The organism is Allobosea sp. OK403 (assembly GCF_900113835.1).
Taxonomy (GTDB): domain Bacteria; phylum Pseudomonadota; class Alphaproteobacteria; order Rhizobiales; family Beijerinckiaceae; genus Allobosea.
Genome location: NZ_FOQV01000015.1, coordinates 64,806 through 80,789 on the forward strand (window position 1 = coordinate 64,806; position 15,984 = coordinate 80,789).

General features: G+C 63.9%; 14 protein-coding genes and 1 pseudogene. 9 read left to right on the plus strand and 6 right to left on the minus strand.

What is annotated here, in order from left to right; translation table 11 throughout:
• Positions 1 to 323: 323 nt before the first annotated feature.
• The gene (locus BMZ97_RS31035) at positions 324 to 710 is read left to right on the plus strand and encodes a hypothetical protein (RefSeq protein WP_139221372.1); all 387 of its coding nucleotides are present in this window, start codon (positions 324 to 326) and stop codon (positions 708 to 710) included.
• Between the two features lie 760 nt (positions 711 to 1,470).
• On the opposite strand, the gene BMZ97_RS28165 is transcribed toward BMZ97_RS31035, so the two are convergent.
• A complete protein-coding gene (locus tag BMZ97_RS28165; protein ID WP_092177730.1) occupies positions 1,471 to 1,884 on the minus strand; it encodes a hypothetical protein in 414 nt (137 codons plus the stop codon).
• A gap of 768 nt (positions 1,885 to 2,652) precedes the next feature.
• Between BMZ97_RS28165 and mgtE the strand changes: the two genes are divergently transcribed.
• Both mgtE and BMZ97_RS28175 read left to right on the plus strand, forming a co-directional pair.
• Positions 2,653 to 4,059 (plus strand): magnesium transporter, encoded by a 1,407-nt coding sequence (mgtE, locus tag BMZ97_RS28170; RefSeq protein WP_092177732.1) that lies wholly within the window; start codon positions 2,653 to 2,655, stop codon positions 4,057 to 4,059.
• 176 nt (positions 4,060 to 4,235) lie between these two features.
• A pseudogene (locus BMZ97_RS28175) lies at positions 4,236 to 4,997 on the plus strand (GH25 family lysozyme); the annotation flags it as partial.
• A gap of 249 nt (positions 4,998 to 5,246) precedes the next feature.
• On the opposite strand, the gene BMZ97_RS28180 reads toward BMZ97_RS28175, so the two are convergent.
• A complete protein-coding gene (locus BMZ97_RS28180; protein ID WP_092177736.1) occupies positions 5,247 to 5,984 on the minus strand; it encodes a CDP-alcohol phosphatidyltransferase family protein in 738 nt (245 codons plus the stop codon).
• A gap of 111 nt (positions 5,985 to 6,095) precedes the next feature.
• On the opposite strand from BMZ97_RS28180, the gene BMZ97_RS28185 reads away from it, so the two are divergent.
• The 3 genes from BMZ97_RS28185 to BMZ97_RS28195 all read left to right on the plus strand — a co-directional run bounded on the left by BMZ97_RS28185 (position 6,096) and on the right by BMZ97_RS28195 (position 9,972).
• Positions 6,096 to 7,052: a glycoside hydrolase family 25 protein gene (locus tag BMZ97_RS28185; RefSeq protein ID WP_244546646.1), complete on the plus strand. Its 957-nt coding sequence runs from the start codon at positions 6,096 to 6,098 to the stop codon at positions 7,050 to 7,052.
• A gap of 198 nt (positions 7,053 to 7,250) precedes the next feature.
• Positions 7,251 to 8,771, plus strand: a complete 1,521-nt coding sequence (locus BMZ97_RS28190; RefSeq protein WP_244546649.1) for an inorganic phosphate transporter — start codon at positions 7,251 to 7,253, stop codon at positions 8,769 to 8,771.
• A gap of 187 nt (positions 8,772 to 8,958) precedes the next feature.
• Positions 8,959 to 9,972, plus strand: coding sequence for a CorA family divalent cation transporter (locus BMZ97_RS28195; protein ID WP_092177742.1), 1,014 nt, complete (start codon positions 8,959 to 8,961; stop codon positions 9,970 to 9,972).
• Between the two features lie 153 nt (positions 9,973 to 10,125).
• Here the strand turns inward: BMZ97_RS28195 and BMZ97_RS28200 are convergent, their stop codons facing one another.
• The 3 genes from BMZ97_RS28200 to rplM all read right to left on the minus strand — a co-directional run bounded on the left by BMZ97_RS28200 (position 10,126) and on the right by rplM (position 12,034).
• Positions 10,126 to 10,878 (minus strand): SDR family oxidoreductase, encoded by a 753-nt coding sequence (locus BMZ97_RS28200; RefSeq protein ID WP_092177744.1) that lies wholly within the window; start codon positions 10,876 to 10,878, stop codon positions 10,126 to 10,128.
• A gap of 212 nt (positions 10,879 to 11,090) precedes the next feature.
• The gene (gene rpsI / locus BMZ97_RS28205) at positions 11,091 to 11,570 is read right to left on the minus strand and encodes a 30S ribosomal protein S9 (RefSeq protein ID WP_069692103.1); all 480 of its coding nucleotides are present in this window, start codon (positions 11,568 to 11,570) and stop codon (positions 11,091 to 11,093) included.
• A 2-nt stretch (positions 11,571 to 11,572) separates the two neighbouring features.
• A complete protein-coding gene (gene rplM, locus BMZ97_RS28210; RefSeq protein ID WP_092177746.1) occupies positions 11,573 to 12,034 on the minus strand; it encodes a 50S ribosomal protein L13 in 462 nt (153 codons plus the stop codon).
• A 241-nt stretch (positions 12,035 to 12,275) separates the two neighbouring features.
• Here rplM and BMZ97_RS28215 point away from each other — a divergent pair, with 241 nt between their 5' ends.
• Positions 12,276 to 13,064, plus strand: a complete 789-nt coding sequence (locus BMZ97_RS28215; protein WP_092177748.1) for a molybdate ABC transporter substrate-binding protein — start codon at positions 12,276 to 12,278, stop codon at positions 13,062 to 13,064.
• Positions 13,065 to 13,222: 158 nt separating this feature from the next.
• Here the strand turns inward: BMZ97_RS28215 and BMZ97_RS28220 are convergent, their stop codons facing one another.
• Entirely contained in the window at positions 13,223 to 13,651 is a 429-nt protein-coding gene (locus BMZ97_RS28220) for a PaaI family thioesterase (protein WP_092177837.1), read from the minus strand.
• A 92-nt stretch (positions 13,652 to 13,743) separates the two neighbouring features.
• Between BMZ97_RS28220 and BMZ97_RS28225 the strand changes: the two genes are divergently transcribed.
• Positions 13,744 to 14,556: an enoyl-CoA hydratase gene (locus BMZ97_RS28225; protein WP_092177750.1), complete on the plus strand. Its 813-nt coding sequence runs from the start codon at positions 13,744 to 13,746 to the stop codon at positions 14,554 to 14,556.
• A gap of 144 nt (positions 14,557 to 14,700) precedes the next feature.
• Positions 14,701 to 15,873 (plus strand): isovaleryl-CoA dehydrogenase, encoded by a 1,173-nt coding sequence (locus BMZ97_RS28230; RefSeq protein ID WP_092177752.1) that lies wholly within the window; start codon positions 14,701 to 14,703, stop codon positions 15,871 to 15,873.
• Positions 15,874 to 15,984: the final 111 nt, after the last annotated feature.

Sequence of the window (15,984 nt, forward strand, 5' to 3'; positions counted from 1 at the left end):
AAAGAGGGCCCGCCCCTATCGCCAGCTTAGATGACCTAGACTTAGTTCTTTTCTGTGTCTCCGGCCGAAGGCCGCTAAGCCCGCCGCAGGCGCTAAGGCCGAAGGCCGTCTCTGCCACATTGCACCCTAAGCCGGGTCCGCTGGCGATGTCAGTTTCAAGCTCTCGAATCATACCGGTATATTCCTCTGGTGGGGATGGACCCAGCGGCTCAGTGGAGCCTGCCCAGTATCGTGCGGCTTTCGTCGCGGCCTCGTAGTCGCCGGGAGATATTGCTCTTCCCCGCAGCAATAAAACTGCGCTACGGTGAAATGTGCCTGCTCCTGTGAAAAAACCGACGGTTCAGTTTCCTGGCCAAGAGGCGCTAGGCACTGTTAAATTTGGACCCGGAGTTGTCGGCCGAACTGCTCCGGTAGCTGTAGGCATCGTTATTCTCGGCATAGCTGCCGTTGCGGCCTTACGATCCGAGCCATGGATGGCCTTCTTAGCATTTGGCGCGAGTCTTAGCGGAGCAATTTGGTATCTTAGTTCTATATTACAGTACGCAAATAAATATCCCAATCACGCTATCATGGAAGGCGCGGAATTTGTAAAAAACGCAGCCTTAGAACAGTCTGCCAAGGACCCTAATATCATTGATTTAAATTCAATACCTGTAGACAATACATCTGCCCCTGAAAATCTGAAGCTCAGAGGCCAGAATTATGAATAAATTATACTCTGTTGTACTTATATCGCCGTTTGGTGATCCTTTTACGGAGGCCGTCGATCTAGGTCTTAGTGAAGTCGGGGATTGGATCCGAGTATGCCATAATTTTTGGTATTGCTGGACGCCTCAATCTGCGCCGCAACTTAGAGATTTACTTGTGAAGAATTTTGTTATCGAGGCACAGACGCAGTTTGTGATCAACGCTGTCTCACCGCAACTCGCTAACGGTCGAGCGGCGCCATGGATATGGGAATGGCTGAATCGGCGCATGCAGGAGCAGCTTCAAAATAGCTTCATCGAGTCCCGGTAACCGCGAATCGAGCAAAAACGTATCGCTCGAAGCCTACAACGTGGCACTCGTAGCAAGGGCGATGCGACAGCGGAGCATTTGGGCTTTGGTTCAAGGATTGGTTCCGCTTGAGCGCAACATCGCGAGCGAGCCAGTTCGTAAGCCAGTTACGGCGAACTACTAAGACAGCCCAGAGTGAGCCTCCTCACTACGTTCGGGTCACAACCTTACGGTTGTTCGTCCACCATGGCGAGTGACTACTATGCACAGAGCATCTGCACACGGCCTTGATACCGCATGCCATAAGGACTCTCGAAGCGTATAGCCACGAGCACCTTAAGTCGGGGCATAACCCCACATTCGCGTCTCATATGACGAGACGACTAGACCCTTGTAAGTGGCCTTAGTGCTACCCTAAGCGCCGATTGTGGCGTCATTCTGATAAGAGCCCTCCCCACAGCTTAGTCGAGCATCTTATGCCTGAGGCGTCCGCAGGTTGATCCACATCCAGAAGGACCGCAGCGCCCGTGACCAGCCATGAGTGAATATGAAGAAGCCTAGAAGGGCCGCCCAAAGGAAGAGCCGGCCCGCCTCCATACCAAGCAGCTTCACGTTCAATAGCGACGTCTGCTTTGCGGCGTCATAGAAACAGCGAAAGACATCGGTGGGGTTCGGACCGGTTTTTACTGGATCAGCGTTAAACGCCTTCCATTGAGCAAGAATGAGGGGGCAGTTTTCAGGAACCTCTCGAACGGCCATCCAGGCTTCATAAAGGTGAAAAGCTGCCAGCCCGGTGAACACGGTTCCACCTACCATCAGCAGCGTCCACGGTAAGAAAAGGATGCGCCGCCAATTGGCATCGAGGCGTTGCTGAACAGCGGTCCACATTCCCAGTGCCCTTCCGCCTGAGCCAACGCTCACTTTGACCGGCATCAAGTCCGAACACGCCGCGCGAGTCCATCTCGACAAAGTTTCGCATTGGGCCTTTCTCTCAGAAAAACTTTCCCAGAATTTCTGTGAGCGAGATTCGGGGTGCGTTCTACCCCTTAGCAGGCCCCCCCTGCCCCCCCGGGTACCCCCTTTCGCCCAAAAGGCGCAGGTGAGGAATCATTTCACCCGATGGTTGCAGCCTTGGCGCTGGCAGCGGTCCCAATCTGGCGCCACTTGGTCCCACGCTGGTCCCAATCGGTCCCACCTACGCAGCCGAATCGAAGATAACCACCCCGCCGCATTACCTTTCCTTGGCACCACCCCGTAGAGGTGCTATTGTCCGTATGTGGTTGAAGCTATTGGCTGTTTTGGACATGGAAAGGTTGGCGGTTTCCTCTCATCGGTAGACGCATAGCGACGCCAGTCGCGGGCGATCGTCAGATCGCGACTACCTTGAGGTGGTAGCGGGGAGACCCGTGGAGGTTCGAGTCCTCTTGACCGCACCAGATTTGGACGAAAGTCCCGCGAACGGCGACCTGCGAAGGTCGCCGTTCGCGTTTCCGGCCTAGAGCATCGGAATCGGTTGTCGGGACAAGGCGATACCACAGCGCTGGGAATGTGCCGTGGAACGGCCATGCTGCATTGCAAGAGCGCAAGCGCACTGACACAAGAGCAGCCGCCCTTCCCTCGAATCCAAACCGTCCCTCAGACCATGGAGCCGGACCGATGGCGGACACGCAAACGGCTCAGGACGCGGTGCAGGAGCGCCCGATTCGCGACGAGGACGGCGCGATCGACGCAGGGCTGATCGAGCAGATCTCGCAAGCTGTCCTGCTCTCGGACCTGACGACGCTGCGCGCCATCGTCGCCGACATGCACGAGGCCGATCTCGGCGCGGTGCTGGAAGCGCTCGATCCCGAGGAACGCCCGCGCCTGATCTCGCTGCTCGGCACCGATTTCGACTTCACCGCCCTGACCGAGGTCGACGATGCCGTCCGCGAGGAGATTCTCGAGGAGCTCTCGGCGCAGACCGTCGCCGAGGGCGTGCGCGATCTCGACACCGACGACGCGGTCTACATCCTCGAAGATCTGGACGAGGCCGACAAGCAGGAGGTTCTCGACAAGCTGACGCCCTCCGAGCGTGTCGCGCTGCAGCAGGGCCTCGACTATCCCGAGGGCAGTGCCGGCCGGCGCATGCAGAGCGAGGTCGTGGCGGTGCCACCCTTCTGGACCGTCGGCCAGACCATCGACTATCTGCGCGAGACGAAGGATGTGCCGGAGCGCTTCTTCGAGATCTTCATCGCCGACCCGGCGCATCATTTCGTCGGAACCGTCCAGCTCGACCGCCTGCTGCGGACCAAGCGGCCGGTGACGATCGCCGCGCTGGTCGGAGAAGAGAACCGCGTCGTCAAGGCGACCGACGACGTCGAGGATGTCGCCCGGATGTTCCAGCGCTACAACCTCGTCGCCGCGCCCGTGATCGACGATGCCGGCCGCCTCGTCGGCGTGATGACGATCGACGACATCGTCGACGTCATCGAGGAGGCGGCCGATGACGACGTCAAGCAGCTCGGCGGCGTCGACGCCGACGAGGAGTTGTCGGACCCCGTCCGGCAGATCGCCAAGAGCCGCTTCCGCTGGCTCTTCATCAACCTGCTGACCTCCTTCCTTGCAGCCGCCGTGATGAGCCTGTTCGAGGCGCAGATGACCAAGCTCGTGGCGCTGGCGATCCTGGCCCCGATCGTCGCGAGCCAGGGCGGCAACGCTGCGACCCAGACGATGACGGTGGCGGTGCGCGCGCTGGCGACGCAGGAACTCGGCGCCTGGAACCTGCGCCGCTTCTTCACCCGCGAGATGATTGTGGGCCTACTGAACGGCCTCGGCTTCGCGCTGATCACCGGCGTCACCGCCGCGATCTGGTTTTCGAGCACGGGGCTCGGCCTCGTCATCGGCGTCGCGATGATCGTCAACCTGATCGCCGCAGCCGGAGCCGGCGTCGCAATTCCCGTCCTGCTCGACCGCTTCGATATCGACCCGGCGATCGCATCGGGAACCTTCGTCACGACGGTGACCGATGTCGTCGGCTTCTTCGCTTTCCTCGGGATCGCGACATTATGGCTCGGTCTGGGCTAGAGCATTGCGCGAAAAAGTGGGTACCGGTTTTTCGCGAGAGCAATGCTCTCAACTCCAGGAATCGATCACGTCGCCTTCGGACATTTCCGTCCGAAGGCGACGTGATTTAGGCTAAGGCCTGAGAAAAACCGGTAACGTAAACCGGGCGTCAAGCTTTCTCCTCAATTTTCAGGGAGATGACCCTGCACCATATGCTCAGCCGCAAACCCATCTCCTTCCTTGTCGCCACCGCGCTCGCGGTGCTGGGCGGCTGCGTCGCGATGGAAGGCAACTATCCGCTCAAGGGCGACAGCCGGCCTCATCCGGGCGTCGCCGCCGCGCATCGCTATGCCGTGCAGGGTATCGACATCTCGCGCTGGCAGGGCGACATCGACTGGGCTGCGGTCAAGGGCGCCGGGACGCGCTTCGTCTATATGAAGGCGACCGAGGGCGGCGACCATGTCGACCCGGCCTTCCAGCGCAACTGGGACGCGGCGCGCCGGGCCGGCGTGCGGCGCGGCGCCTATCATTTCGTCTATTGGTGCCGCCCGGCCCATGAGCAGGCGATCTGGTTCAAACAGCAGATCCCCAACGATCCCGATGCGCTGCCGCCGGTGCTCGATGTCGAATGGAACGGCCATTCCAAGACCTGCCCGCAGAAGATCGACCGGGCGCTGGCGCTCGAGAAGATCCAGCTCATGCTGACCGAGCTGGAGCAGCTCACCGGCAAGAAGCCGGTGATCTACACCGACATCACCTTCCACAAGGACGTGCTGGAAGGCCAGTTCAACGACTATCCCTACTGGATCCGCTCGACGGCCGCCCTGCCCGAGACGCGCTATGCCAACCGGCCCTGGGCGTTCTGGCAGTTCACCACCACGGGGCGCGTTCCGGGCATCAGGGGCGATGTCGACCGCAACGCCTTCTTCGGCAGCGAAGAGCAGTTCATCGGCTGGATCAACGGCGAATTCGATATCGGCACGCGCGCCTGGGCCAAGCGCCGCCAGTCGCCGGCACAGCCGAGCCCGAGCATCGTCAACGAGCCGCCGGCGCCTGCTCGCTCGCTCCAGCCGTCAGCACCAGAACCGGTCGAGCCCGAGGACGCGCCTGTCGCGACCGTGCCTGGCGCGATCGAGCCGGTGCCCTCATCGCTTCACATCGGCCGGAGCACCGGCAAGCGCAACTGACGGGGCGTTTTCGCCGCGCCGTCAGGCTCGGCTGCGACGGCGTCTTTCCCAGGCGCGCCCCAGGCCGAGCAGGACGAAATAGGCGACCGCGACCAGCAGGACGCCTTTCGCCAATCCGTCCGGACGCATCTCCTGCCAGACCGTCCACAAGGCCGCCCCCGCCCAGAGGGCCAGGATCGAGAGCGTCAGCCAACGCCAGCGCCGCACCCTGACCGGATGGACGAAGACGACCGGCGCAAACATCAGCGCCGTCGCGACCAGAACCACCGCAACCGCGAGCCAGGCCGGCGGCGCGAAGGCGACGATGTAGAACAGGACGATGTTCCACACCGCCGGAAAGCCGCGGAACCACCAATCATCGGTCTTCATGCCGGTATCGGCGAAATAAAGCGCGCTCGTCAGCGCGACGACGACGCCGCAGAGCAGCCCCCAGGGCTGCGCCATCACATCGGCACGCAGCAGCATCGCGGCGGGCACAAAGACATAGGTAATGAAATCGACGACGAGGTCGAGCTGCGCCCCGTCATAGCGCCGGGCCAATTCCTTGACCTTGAGCTTGCGCGCCAGCGGCCCGTCGAGCGCATCGACCAGCAGCGCCGCTGCCAGCCAGCCGAAGGCCTGGGCCAGATCGCCAGAGATCACCGCCTGCAGCGATAGCAGCCCAAGCGCCGCGCCCAGCGCCGTGAAGACATGGACGCCATAGGCGAGCGTCCTGCGCCACCCCGTCACCGCCTGCTGCCTGCCTGGCTCCGGCTCCACCGCCGCTCCTCCCCGGTTAACCAAAGCTGAAACAAGCCATTCGGATGCGAGCAAGTTCTAACCGGGCCTTAACCACGTCGCTCTCATCTGGAAAGGCTAATGGAGAAGTGGATGCCTGCGCGAGCGACGATTTTCGGACGAACCCTCTTCGGTGTGCTCGCCACGCTCGGCCTGCTCGCCGGCGAAACCGTGCCCGCCGCGGCGCTCTATCCGAAGAAGGGCGACAGCGATCCGCATCTTGGCGTGCGCGACGCAAGGCGCAAGGCGATCCAGGGCATCGACATCTCGCGCTGGCAGGGCGAGATCGACTGGGCCAAGGTCAAGGACGCCGACACCCGCTTCGTTTTCATCAAGGCGACCGAGGGCGGCGACCATCTCGACCCCAGCTTCAAGCGCAACTGGGCGGAGGCCAAGAAGCACGGCATCCCGCGCGGCGCCTATCATTTCGTCTGGTGGTGCCGCTCGGCCAAGGACCAGGTGCGCTGGTTGAAGAAACACATTCCACGCGATGCCGACGCGCTGCCGCCCGTGCTCGATGTCGAATGGCAGAACGGCTCGCAATGCACCCGCAAGATCTCGCGCGACCAGGCCCTCGCCAAGATCCGCGAGATGCTGGTGGCGCTGCAGGCCCATACCGGCAAGAAGCCGATCATCTACACCGACATCAACTTCCATGAGGACGTGCTCGAAGGCGAGTTCAATGACTACCCCTATTGGCTGCGCTCGACTGCCGCGCCGCTGAAACATCGCTATAACCGCGAGAAATGGGAGTTCTGGCAGTTCACCACGACGGGCCAGGTCCCTGGCATCTCTGGCGACGTCGATCGCAACGCCTTCTTCGGCAGCGAACAGGAATTCGCCGCCTGGCGCACTGGCCGCTTCGACATCGGCGCGCGCAAATGGCATGGCGGCGAACCGAAGGTCGCCGGCTCCAAGCCGCCCGCGCGCCCTGCCGGCGCGAATGCGCCGAAGGCGGCAGGCGCAGCCCCGCTCAGGCTCGTCCCGCCCGCGCGGGTGCCGCAACGGACGGCCGCGACGCGCGACGCGGGCGCGATCATGCGCGATTGAGTGTCTCGCAGCCGCGAGAGGCCGTCATCAGACCGTCAGCGAAATTGAACAGGTTACCCGAACCTTAACAGGGCTCCGGGGAGCAGTACGATGACGAGTATGACGTTGGACACCGGCACGGGCCACGCTCCCGATGCCGGCAAACCGAAGCTGGACGCTCCCAAGAGCCTCAGTGCCCTCGCCTTCTTCGCCGGGGTCATGACCGCCGGCCTCGCCTATATGGCGTTTTCGCTCTACCAGGACATTTCGTCCGCCGGCACGCCGGCCACGACCTGGCTGCCCTTCATCCTGCTCGGCGTGGCCATGCTGATCGCGCTCGGCTTCGAGTTCGTCAACGGCTTCCACGATACCGCCAATGCGGTCGCGACCGTGATCTACACTCATGCGATGCCGGCCAACGTCGCCGTCGTCTGGTCCGGCTTCTTCAACTTCCTCGGCGTGATGATGGCGAGCGGCGCGGTCGCCTTCGGCATCATCTCGCTGCTGCCGGTCGAGCTCATCCTCAATGTCGGCTCCGGGGCAGGCTTCGCCATGGTCTTCGCGCTGCTGATCGCGGCGATCATCTGGAATCTCGGCACCTGGGCGCTCGGCCTGCCGGCTTCGTCCTCGCATACGCTGATTGGCTCGATCATCGGCGTCGGCCTCGCCAACCAGCTCTACAATTCGAGCAGCGGCACCTCGGGCATCGACTGGTCCAAGGCGATCGAGATTGGCCAGTCGCTGCTGATCTCGCCGCTGTTCGGCTTCATCGCCGCGGCGCTCGTCTTCCTGACGCTGAGGATCCTGGTGAAAAGCCCCGAGCTTTATGCCGAGCCGAAGGGCAACAAGCCGCCGCCGCTCTGGATCCGCGCTATTCTGATCGCGACTTGCACCGGTGTGTCCTTTGCCCATGGCTCGAATGACGGCCAGAAGGGCATGGGCCTGATCATGCTGATCCTGATCGGCTGCGCGCCGACAGCCTATGCGCTGAACCGCGCCATTCCCGCCGGCGATGTCGACACCTTCCGCAAGACCGCCATCGCTGCCAGCGCCGTGATCGACCAGAAGGCGCTGGGCTACGCCATCATTGGCGATCCGCGCCAGAACGTGACGCGCTATGTCTCCGATCGAACGATCGACGACTCGACCTTCCCGGCGCTGTCGGCGCTGAACAAGGAGATCGTCAAGCAGATCGAGACCTACGGCCACCCCTCCAAATATCCGGCCGCGGTTGTCGGCAACGCCCGCAACGACATGTATCTCGCTTCCGAAGCGATGAAGCACATCTTCAAGGCCGACAAGAAGGAAGAGAAGATCTTCACGGCCGAGGACCTCAAGGTCATGACCGCCTACAAGGCGTCGCTCGACGACGCGACCCGGTTCATCCCGTTCTGGGTCAAGGTCGTGGTGGCGCTGGCTCTCGGGCTCGGCACCATGGTCGGCTGGAAGCGCATCGTCGTCACCGTCGGCGAGAAGATCGGCAAGTCGCACCTGACCTATGCCCAGGGAGCGTCAGCCGAACTCGTCGCCGCCGCCACGATTGCGGCCGCCGACGTCTACGGCCTGCCGGTCTCGACCACGCACATCCTGTCCTCGGGCGTCGCCGGCACGATGGCGGCCAATAAGTCGGGCCTGCAGATGTCGACCGTGCGCAACATGCTGATGGCCTGGGTGCTGACCCTGCCCTGCGCCATCCTGATCTCCGGCACGCTGTTTGTGGTGTTGCGTCAGGTGTTCTGAGACCAAGCGTAAGGCCGGCGCCGAGGCTTTGCCGCCTCGGCGCCGGTTGGCATTCCTAGAGCAGTTGAACGATCTGAGCGGATCATTCAACTGCTCTAAAGCGTTGTTTTAAAGCGCTTTCTTCACGCGAACCGGCGTCCACTTTCGCTCGAAACGCTATCGCTCTCCAGAATGGGGCAAGCCCTGCATGAACATCGCATTGCCCGCCCATGCCGATCTCCAATCCAGCTCCGGCATCGTCTGGGCCTATCGCTTCGACGAGGCGGGAAAGCCTGACCTGATCCCGCGAGACGAACTTCCCGGCCTCGCCCCGCCGGCCACCGGCTTCATCTGGATCCATCTCGATCTCGTCCACACCCGCATAGCGGCCTGGCTCGCCGAGCAATCCGCCTTGCCACTGCCGGCGCAGATGATGTTCCTATCGCATGACGACCATCAGCGCCTCGACCATTCGCCCGAGCTCGCCTGGGGTATCTCGCATGATCTGATCCGCGACATCGCCGACAAATCCGAGAGCGTCGGGGCGCTGCACTGGATCATCGGTGAGCGCTTCCTGCTGACCGGGAGGCGCGGCGCCCTGCAGTCGATCCGCATGACGATCGAGGCCCTGGACCAGGGTGAGACCATCGTCTCGCCCGTCTCGCTGTTCGAGCACATCATCGAATACATCATCGACGACGTGACCGACGCCGTCATCCGCCTCACCGACGAGATCGACAGCGTCGAGGACCATGTCCTGAGCGACCGCCTCCGCGACGGCCCGCAGCGCGTCGGCGCGGTGCGGCGCACCTCCGTTCGATTGCACCGGCAGCTCAACGGCCTGCATCTGCTGTTCCGGCGCTTCGCCGAGACCGGCTCGGGCCGGGCCGCGCCGGACGCCGTGAAGGCCTGCGCCGGGCGCCTGCTGCAGCGCGTCGACACCTTGCACCATGACGTCCATTCCGTGCAGGAGCGCGCCCGCCTGCTGCAGGACGAGATCGCCGCCCGCTCGGCGAACCGCACGAATGAGCAGCTCTATGTGCTCTCGATCCTGACCGCCGTCTTCCTGCCCGCGACCTTCATCACCGGGCTCTTCGGCGTGAACGCCAAGGGCCTGCCCTGGGCCGAGGACAGCTGGGGCTTCACCTATGTCACGCTGATGTGCCTGGCAGCGGCCTGGGCCGTCATGCTGTTCCTGAAGCGCCGGGGCATGATCGGCTGAGGTCGTTCAGAGCTGTTTTCGATCTGACTGAACCGTCATTGCGAGCGCAGCGAAGCAATCCAGGAACGGCAGAGCTCTACGTCCTCCTGGATTGCTTCGTCGCTTCGCTTCTCGCAATGACGGGTCCGCGTTTCACTCAGATCGAAAGCCGCCCTAGCGCCCGCCCGCCACGCGCAGGATGACGCCTGTCGTATAGGCCGAGGCCTCCGAGAGCAGGAACAGGATCGATTCGGCGATCTCCTGGGGCGTCGCGACGCGCTTGAGCGGGATCGTCGGCGCGATGCGCGCGACGCGGCCGGGCTCGCCGGAGGACATCGCGTGGATATCCGTCTCCGTCATGCCCGGCGCGACCGCGTTGACCCGGATGCCGGCCGGAGCCAGCTCCTTGGCGAGCCCGATGGTGAGGGAGTCGATCGCGCCCTTGGAGGCGGCGTACCAGACGAATTCGCCGGGCGAGCCGAGCGTGACCGCCGCCGAGGAGATGTTGACGATCGCCCTTCCCTTCGCCTCGGCATTGGCACCGAGCGCGCGCGCCGCCTCGCGCGCGACCAGGATCGCACCGGTGACGTTGATGTCGATGCAGGAGCGGATCACGGCGGTGTCGGCCTCGGCAAGCGAGCTCGCCTTGCCGGTGATGCCGGCATTGTTGACGACATGGCTGAGCGGCCCCAGCGCCGCCTTCGCCTCGGCGAAGACGCGGATGATGTCGGTCGCGCTCGCCATGTCGCCCTGGAGCGCCACGGCCCTGGCCCCGGCCGCCTCGCAGGCCGCGACGACCTCGGCGGCAGCATCGGCGTTGCTCTGATAGTTCACCGCGACATCATAGCCGCGCTCGGCCGCCATGATCGCGGTCGCGGCGCCGATGCCACGGCTGCCGCCGGTGACGAGAAGGACGGGGCGGGTCATGGGAGGCTCCCTTTCAATGAAACAGCCTCAGCCCTCATCCTGAGGAGCGAGCCAGAGGCTCGCGTCTCGAAGGATGCTTCAGAGCGCACTGGAACACCCTTCGAGACTAAGCCTACGGCGCTCCTCAGGATGAGGGCTGCGGGAGGGCAATAGAAACGAAAAGGGCGGCTCTTGCGAGCCGCCCTTCCACATACCGGACCGTCGTAGAACGATCAGCGCTTCGAGAACTGGAAGCTGCGGCGGGCCTTGGCCTTACCGAACTTCTTACGCTCGACGACACGCGAATCGCGGGTCAGGAAGCCTTCCTTCTTGAGCGGGCCGCGAAGCTCGGGCTCATAGAAGGTCAGGGCCTTGGAGATGCCGTGGCGCACCGCGCCGGCCTGGCCGGAGAGGCCGCCGCCCTTGACCGTGACGACGACGTCGTACTGGGTCAGGCGATCGACATGCTGCAGCGGCTGCTGCAGGACCATGCGCAGCACCGGGCGGGCGAAGTAGACCTCCTGGTCACGCGTGTTGACCGTGATCTTGCCCGAGCCGGGCTTGATCCAGACGCGGGCAATGGCGTTCTTGCGCTTGCCGGTGGCATAGGCGCGGCCCTGGGCGTCGATCTTCTTGACGTGGACGGGAGCGTCGGGCTGGGTCGACTTCGCGACCTGGCCGAGCTGCTCGAGAGACTGAAGAACCTCGGCCATGATCAGACCCTCGCATTCTTGCGGTTGAGCGCAGCGACGTCGAGCGTCTCCGGCGACTGGGCGGCGTGCGGATGCTCAGCGCCCTTGTAGACGCGCAGGTTGCCGAGGATCTGGCGGAAGAGCGGGCCGCGCGGGAGCATGCGCTCCACGGCCTTCTCGACGATGCGCTCAGGGAAGCGGCCCTCAAGAATGAACTTGGCCGAACGCTCCTTGATGCCGCCGGCAAAGCCGGTGTGGTGGTAATAGACCTTCTGGTCGAGCTTGCGCCCGGTCAGAACCACCTTATCGGCGTTGACGATCACGATATTGTCGCCGCAGTCGACATGCGGGGTGTAATTGGCCTTGTGCTTGCCGCGCAGGCGCATCGCCACGATGGTGGCGAGACGGCCGACGACCAGCCCGGAGGCATCGATCACAACCCACTTTTTTTCGACGTCGGCGGGCTTCAGCGACATGGTCTTCATCGCAGCACCCCTTCGGTTAGCTTGAAAAAAGGACAAGCCGCCGGGAACCCGGCGGCGATGTGAGGCGGTGGTTAAGGGGCCGCGGTGGCTATGTCAAGCCAATCCGTCGACGCGAACGGGCAAGAAAACCCATATTTTCAAACGACATGCGAGAAAAGGTATCCTGATACCGCATAGGATGGCAATGGATCCCTGTTGCATCGCGCCGAGCTTTCGCAATCATGCGGCAGGAGGAACATCCATGAACAAGAAACCGCTTGCCCGCGCCCTGCTGACCTTAAGCCTCGCTGCCTCGCCCTTCGCTCTCCCCTCGCCGGCCGCGGCGGAGGTCCACGTCATCAGCTCCGGCGGCTTCACCGCGGCCTATAAGGAACTCGTCTCCGGCTGCGAGGTGAAGATCGGCCAGAAGGTCGTCAGCGCCTACGGCGCCTCGATGGGGGCTGCGCCCGATGCCATTCCCAACCGGCTGGCGCGCGGCGAACCTGCCGATATCGTCATTCTGGCCAGCGACGCCTTCGACAAGCTGGTCAAGGACGGCAAGGGCATTCCCGGCAGCCGGGTCGATCTGGTGCGCTCGGCGATCGGCCTCTCGGTCAAGGCCGGCGCGCCCAAACCCGACATCTCGACGGTGGAGGCGCTGAAGAAGACGCTGCTGGAGGCGAAGTCGATCGCCTATTCCGCCAGCGCCAGCGGAACTTATCTCTCCGAGGAGCTGTTCCCCAAGCTCGACCCCACAGGCCAGGTCATGGCCAAGTCGAAGAAGATCTTCAGCGAACGCGTCGGCACGGTGGTGGTGCGCGGCGAGGCCGAACTCGGCTTCCAGCAGGTCAGCGAGCTGGTCACGATCGACGGGCTGGATTTCGTCGGCACACTGCCCGAGGAGGTCCAGCGCGTGACGATCTTCTCGGCGGGGCTCGCGGCCGGATCGAAGGAGCCGGAAGCGGCAAAGCAGCTGATCGCCTGCCTGGGTTCGCCGGAGGCCGCGCCGGTGATCAAGAAGACCGGGCTGGAGCCGCTGCCGCAGAAGTAGCTCATCTGTCATTCCGGGGCGGCGCGCAGCGCCGAACCCGGAACCCATGACTGGGCGATATCTTCGCCAACCCTGGTCGACAACGCTCACCCGGTCGTGGGTTCCGGGTTCTTCGCTCGCGCGAAGCCCCGGAATGACCGGTGGTGCCGTTCGCCCCGTTACCGCTCGGCCGGGATCGAATAAGTCCCCGTCGCATGGCAGACCATCTCGCTCTCGCCTTGCGAGAACAGGGAGACTTCGCCGACCGCCAGCCGCCTGCCGAGCTTGAGCAGCCTCGCCTCCGCGATCAGCGCCGCTTGCCCGGGCTTGCGCAGGAAATTGTAGTTGAGGCTCGTCGTCACCGCGAGCGCGACCGGCCCGATCTGGGCCAGGATCGCGGCATAGAGCGCCAGATCCGCCAATGCCATCATGGTCGGCCCCGAGATCGTGCCGCCGGGGCGCAAATGGCGCTCATGATAGTCACAGCGCATCCGCGCGCTCATCGGCCCGACATCCTCGATGAAATAGGTGCGCCCGCCATAATGCAGCTGCGGGAACACCTGGTCGAGAAAAGCCTCCAGTTCGGAGACGGTCATGCGCGTCGTCATGGTGCGGGAAACCGGAAGCGGATCGGACATCCCTCCCCTTGCAGCATGACGATCTCGCTCCGACAATAGGCGGGATCGCGAAAGGCTAAGCCATGAATGCCCATACCGGACCCGAAGCCGCGCCCGCGCTGCTGCGCAGCGATGCGGACGGCGTCGCGACGCTGACGCTGAACCGCCCGCAGTCGCGCAATCCACTGAGCGAGGCGATGCTGGCGGCGCTGGGCGAGGCCTTCACCATGATCGCGGGCGACCGCGGCGTGCGCGCCGTCGTACTCAGCGCCGCGGGACCAGTGTTCTGCGCCGGGCATGATTTGAAGGAGATGAGCGCGCATCGCGCCGATCCGGATCGCGGCCGCGCCTATTTCACCGACATCCTCGGGCGCTGCTCGACGATGATGCAGCAGATCACCAGCCTGCCCCAGCCAGTGATCGCGGCCGTCGAAGGCACCGCGACCGCTGCCGGCTGCCAGCTCGTGGCGAGTTGCGATCTCGCGGTCGCGGGCGCGCAGGCAAAATTCTGCACGCCGGGCGTCCATATCGGCCTGTTCTGCTCGACGCCGATGGTGGCGCTCTCGCGCAATCTCGCGGCCAAGCACGCGCTGGAGATGCTGCTGCTCGGCGAGATGGTGCCGGCGCTTGAGGCGGCGCGGATGGGGTTGGTGAACCGCGTCGTCCCGGCGGGCGAGGCCCTGGTGGAGGCGCAGCGCCTTGCCGGCGTGATCGCGTCGAAATCCCCGATGACCGTCAAGATCGGCAAGCGCGCCTTCTACGAGCAGCGCGAGATGGGCTTGAGCGCCGCCTATGACCACGCCTCGGCGGTGATGGTCGAGAATATGCTGGCGCGCGATGCGGAGGAAGGCATCGGCGCCTTCATGGAGAAGCGTGCCCCGGTGTGGGAGAGCTAGCGCTACGCTTCTTGGCGGTTCCGCACGGCTCCCTGCACTGACAGGCCCGGTTTCCGGGCTATAACGCAGGCCAAGAGAACGCAGGCTGAGCGAACGCAGGCTAAGAACGATCGCAGCGCGCTAGCCAATCCGGGAGATCAGACCATGCTCGCCAACGCACCGCGCCCCTTCAATTTCGACCTCGGCGAGACCGCCGACGCGATCCGCGACACGGTCCATGCCTTTGCGCAGGAGAAGATCGCGCCGCGCGCCGAGGAGATCGACAAGACCAATACCTTCCCGCGCGATCTCTGGCCGCAAATGGGCGCGCTCGGCCTGCACGGCATCACGGTGAAGGAGGAGGATGGCGGTGCGGGGCTCGGCTATCTCGAGCATGTCGTGGCGATCGAGGAGGTCAGCCGCGCTTCGGCTTCCGTCGGCCTGAGCTACGGCGCCCACAGCAATCTCTGCATCAACCAGATCGCCCGCAACGGCAACGCGGCGCAGAAGGCGAAATACCTGCCCAAGCTGATCTCCGGCGAGCATGTCGGCGCGCTCGCCATGTCCGAGCCGGGAGCCGGCTCGGACGTCGTCTCGATGAAGACGAAGGCGGTGAAGAAGGGTGACCGCTATGTGCTCACCGGCAACAAGATGTGGATCACCAACGGCCCGATCGCCGAGACGCTGGTGGTCTACGCCAAGACCGATCCGGAGGCCGGCTCGCGCGGTATCTCGGCCTTCCTGATCGAGAAGGGCATGAAGGGTTTCTCGACCGCCCAGAAGCTCGACAAGCTCGGCATGCGCGGCTCGGATACCTGCGAGCTCGTCTTCGAGGAGTGCGAGGTTCCCGAAGAGAACGTGCTCGGCTCAGTCGGGCGCGGCGTCAACGTGCTGATGTCGGGTCTCGATTATGAGCGCGTCGTGCTTTCGGCCGGCCCGCTCGGCATCATGCAGGCGGCGCTCGACGTGGTCATGCCCTATGTCCATGAGCGCAAGCAGTTCGGCCAGGCGATCGGCGAGTTCCAGCTCGTCCAGGGCAAGCTCGCCGACATGTATGTGATGATGAACGCCTGCAAGGCCTATGTGTACGCCGTCGCGAAAGCCTGCGACCGCGGCGAGACCACCCGCGAGGACGCCGCCGGCGCGATCCTGATCTCGGCCGAGAAGGCGACGCAGATAGCGCTCGACGCGATCCAATTGCTCGGCGGCAACGGCTACATCAACGACTACCCGACCGGGCGACTGCTGCGCGACGCCAAGCTCTACGAGATCGGCGCCGGCACCAGCGAGATCCGGCGCATGCTGATCGGGCGAGAATTGTTCCAGAAGACGAAGTGACGAAACCGCCGCAACGCGGCGAAGCACGGCGCGGGGAACCCTCTCCCGTAGGGAGAGGGTAGGGTGAGGGGTCGGCCCCTTCGCGGTAAGCCGGGAGGCTGGAACCGACCC

What these genes read in the sequence shown, in the direction of transcription:
- BMZ97_RS28165 (WP_092177730.1), bottom strand. Translation starts at nt 1,884, where the DNA reads ATGTGGACCGCTGTTCAGCAACGCCTCGATGCCAATTGGCGGCGCATC.
- mgtE (WP_092177732.1), top strand. Translation starts at nt 2,653, where the DNA reads ATGGCGGACACGCAAACGGCTCAGGACGCGGTGCAGGAGCGCCCGATT.
- BMZ97_RS28185 (WP_244546646.1), top strand. Translation starts at nt 6,096, where the DNA reads ATGCCTGCGCGAGCGACGATTTTCGGACGAACCCTCTTCGGTGTGCTC.
- BMZ97_RS28190 (WP_244546649.1), top strand. Translation starts at nt 7,251, where the DNA reads ATGACCGCCGGCCTCGCCTATATGGCGTTTTCGCTCTACCAGGACATT.
- BMZ97_RS28195 (WP_092177742.1), top strand. Translation starts at nt 8,959, where the DNA reads ATGAACATCGCATTGCCCGCCCATGCCGATCTCCAATCCAGCTCCGGC.
- BMZ97_RS28200 (WP_092177744.1), bottom strand. Translation starts at nt 10,878, where the DNA reads ATGACCCGCCCCGTCCTTCTCGTCACCGGCGGCAGCCGTGGCATCGGC.
- rpsI (WP_069692103.1), bottom strand. Translation starts at nt 11,570, where the DNA reads ATGGCCGAGGTTCTTCAGTCTCTCGAGCAGCTCGGCCAGGTCGCGAAG.
- rplM (WP_092177746.1), bottom strand. Translation starts at nt 12,034, where the DNA reads ATGAAGACCATGTCGCTGAAGCCCGCCGACGTCGAAAAAAAGTGGGTT.
- BMZ97_RS28215 (WP_092177748.1), top strand. Translation starts at nt 12,276, where the DNA reads ATGAACAAGAAACCGCTTGCCCGCGCCCTGCTGACCTTAAGCCTCGCT.
- BMZ97_RS28220 (WP_092177837.1), bottom strand. Translation starts at nt 13,651, where the DNA reads ATGACGACGCGCATGACCGTCTCCGAACTGGAGGCTTTTCTCGACCAG.
- BMZ97_RS28225 (WP_092177750.1), top strand. Translation starts at nt 13,744, where the DNA reads ATGAATGCCCATACCGGACCCGAAGCCGCGCCCGCGCTGCTGCGCAGC.
- BMZ97_RS28230 (WP_092177752.1), top strand. Translation starts at nt 14,701, where the DNA reads ATGCTCGCCAACGCACCGCGCCCCTTCAATTTCGACCTCGGCGAGACC.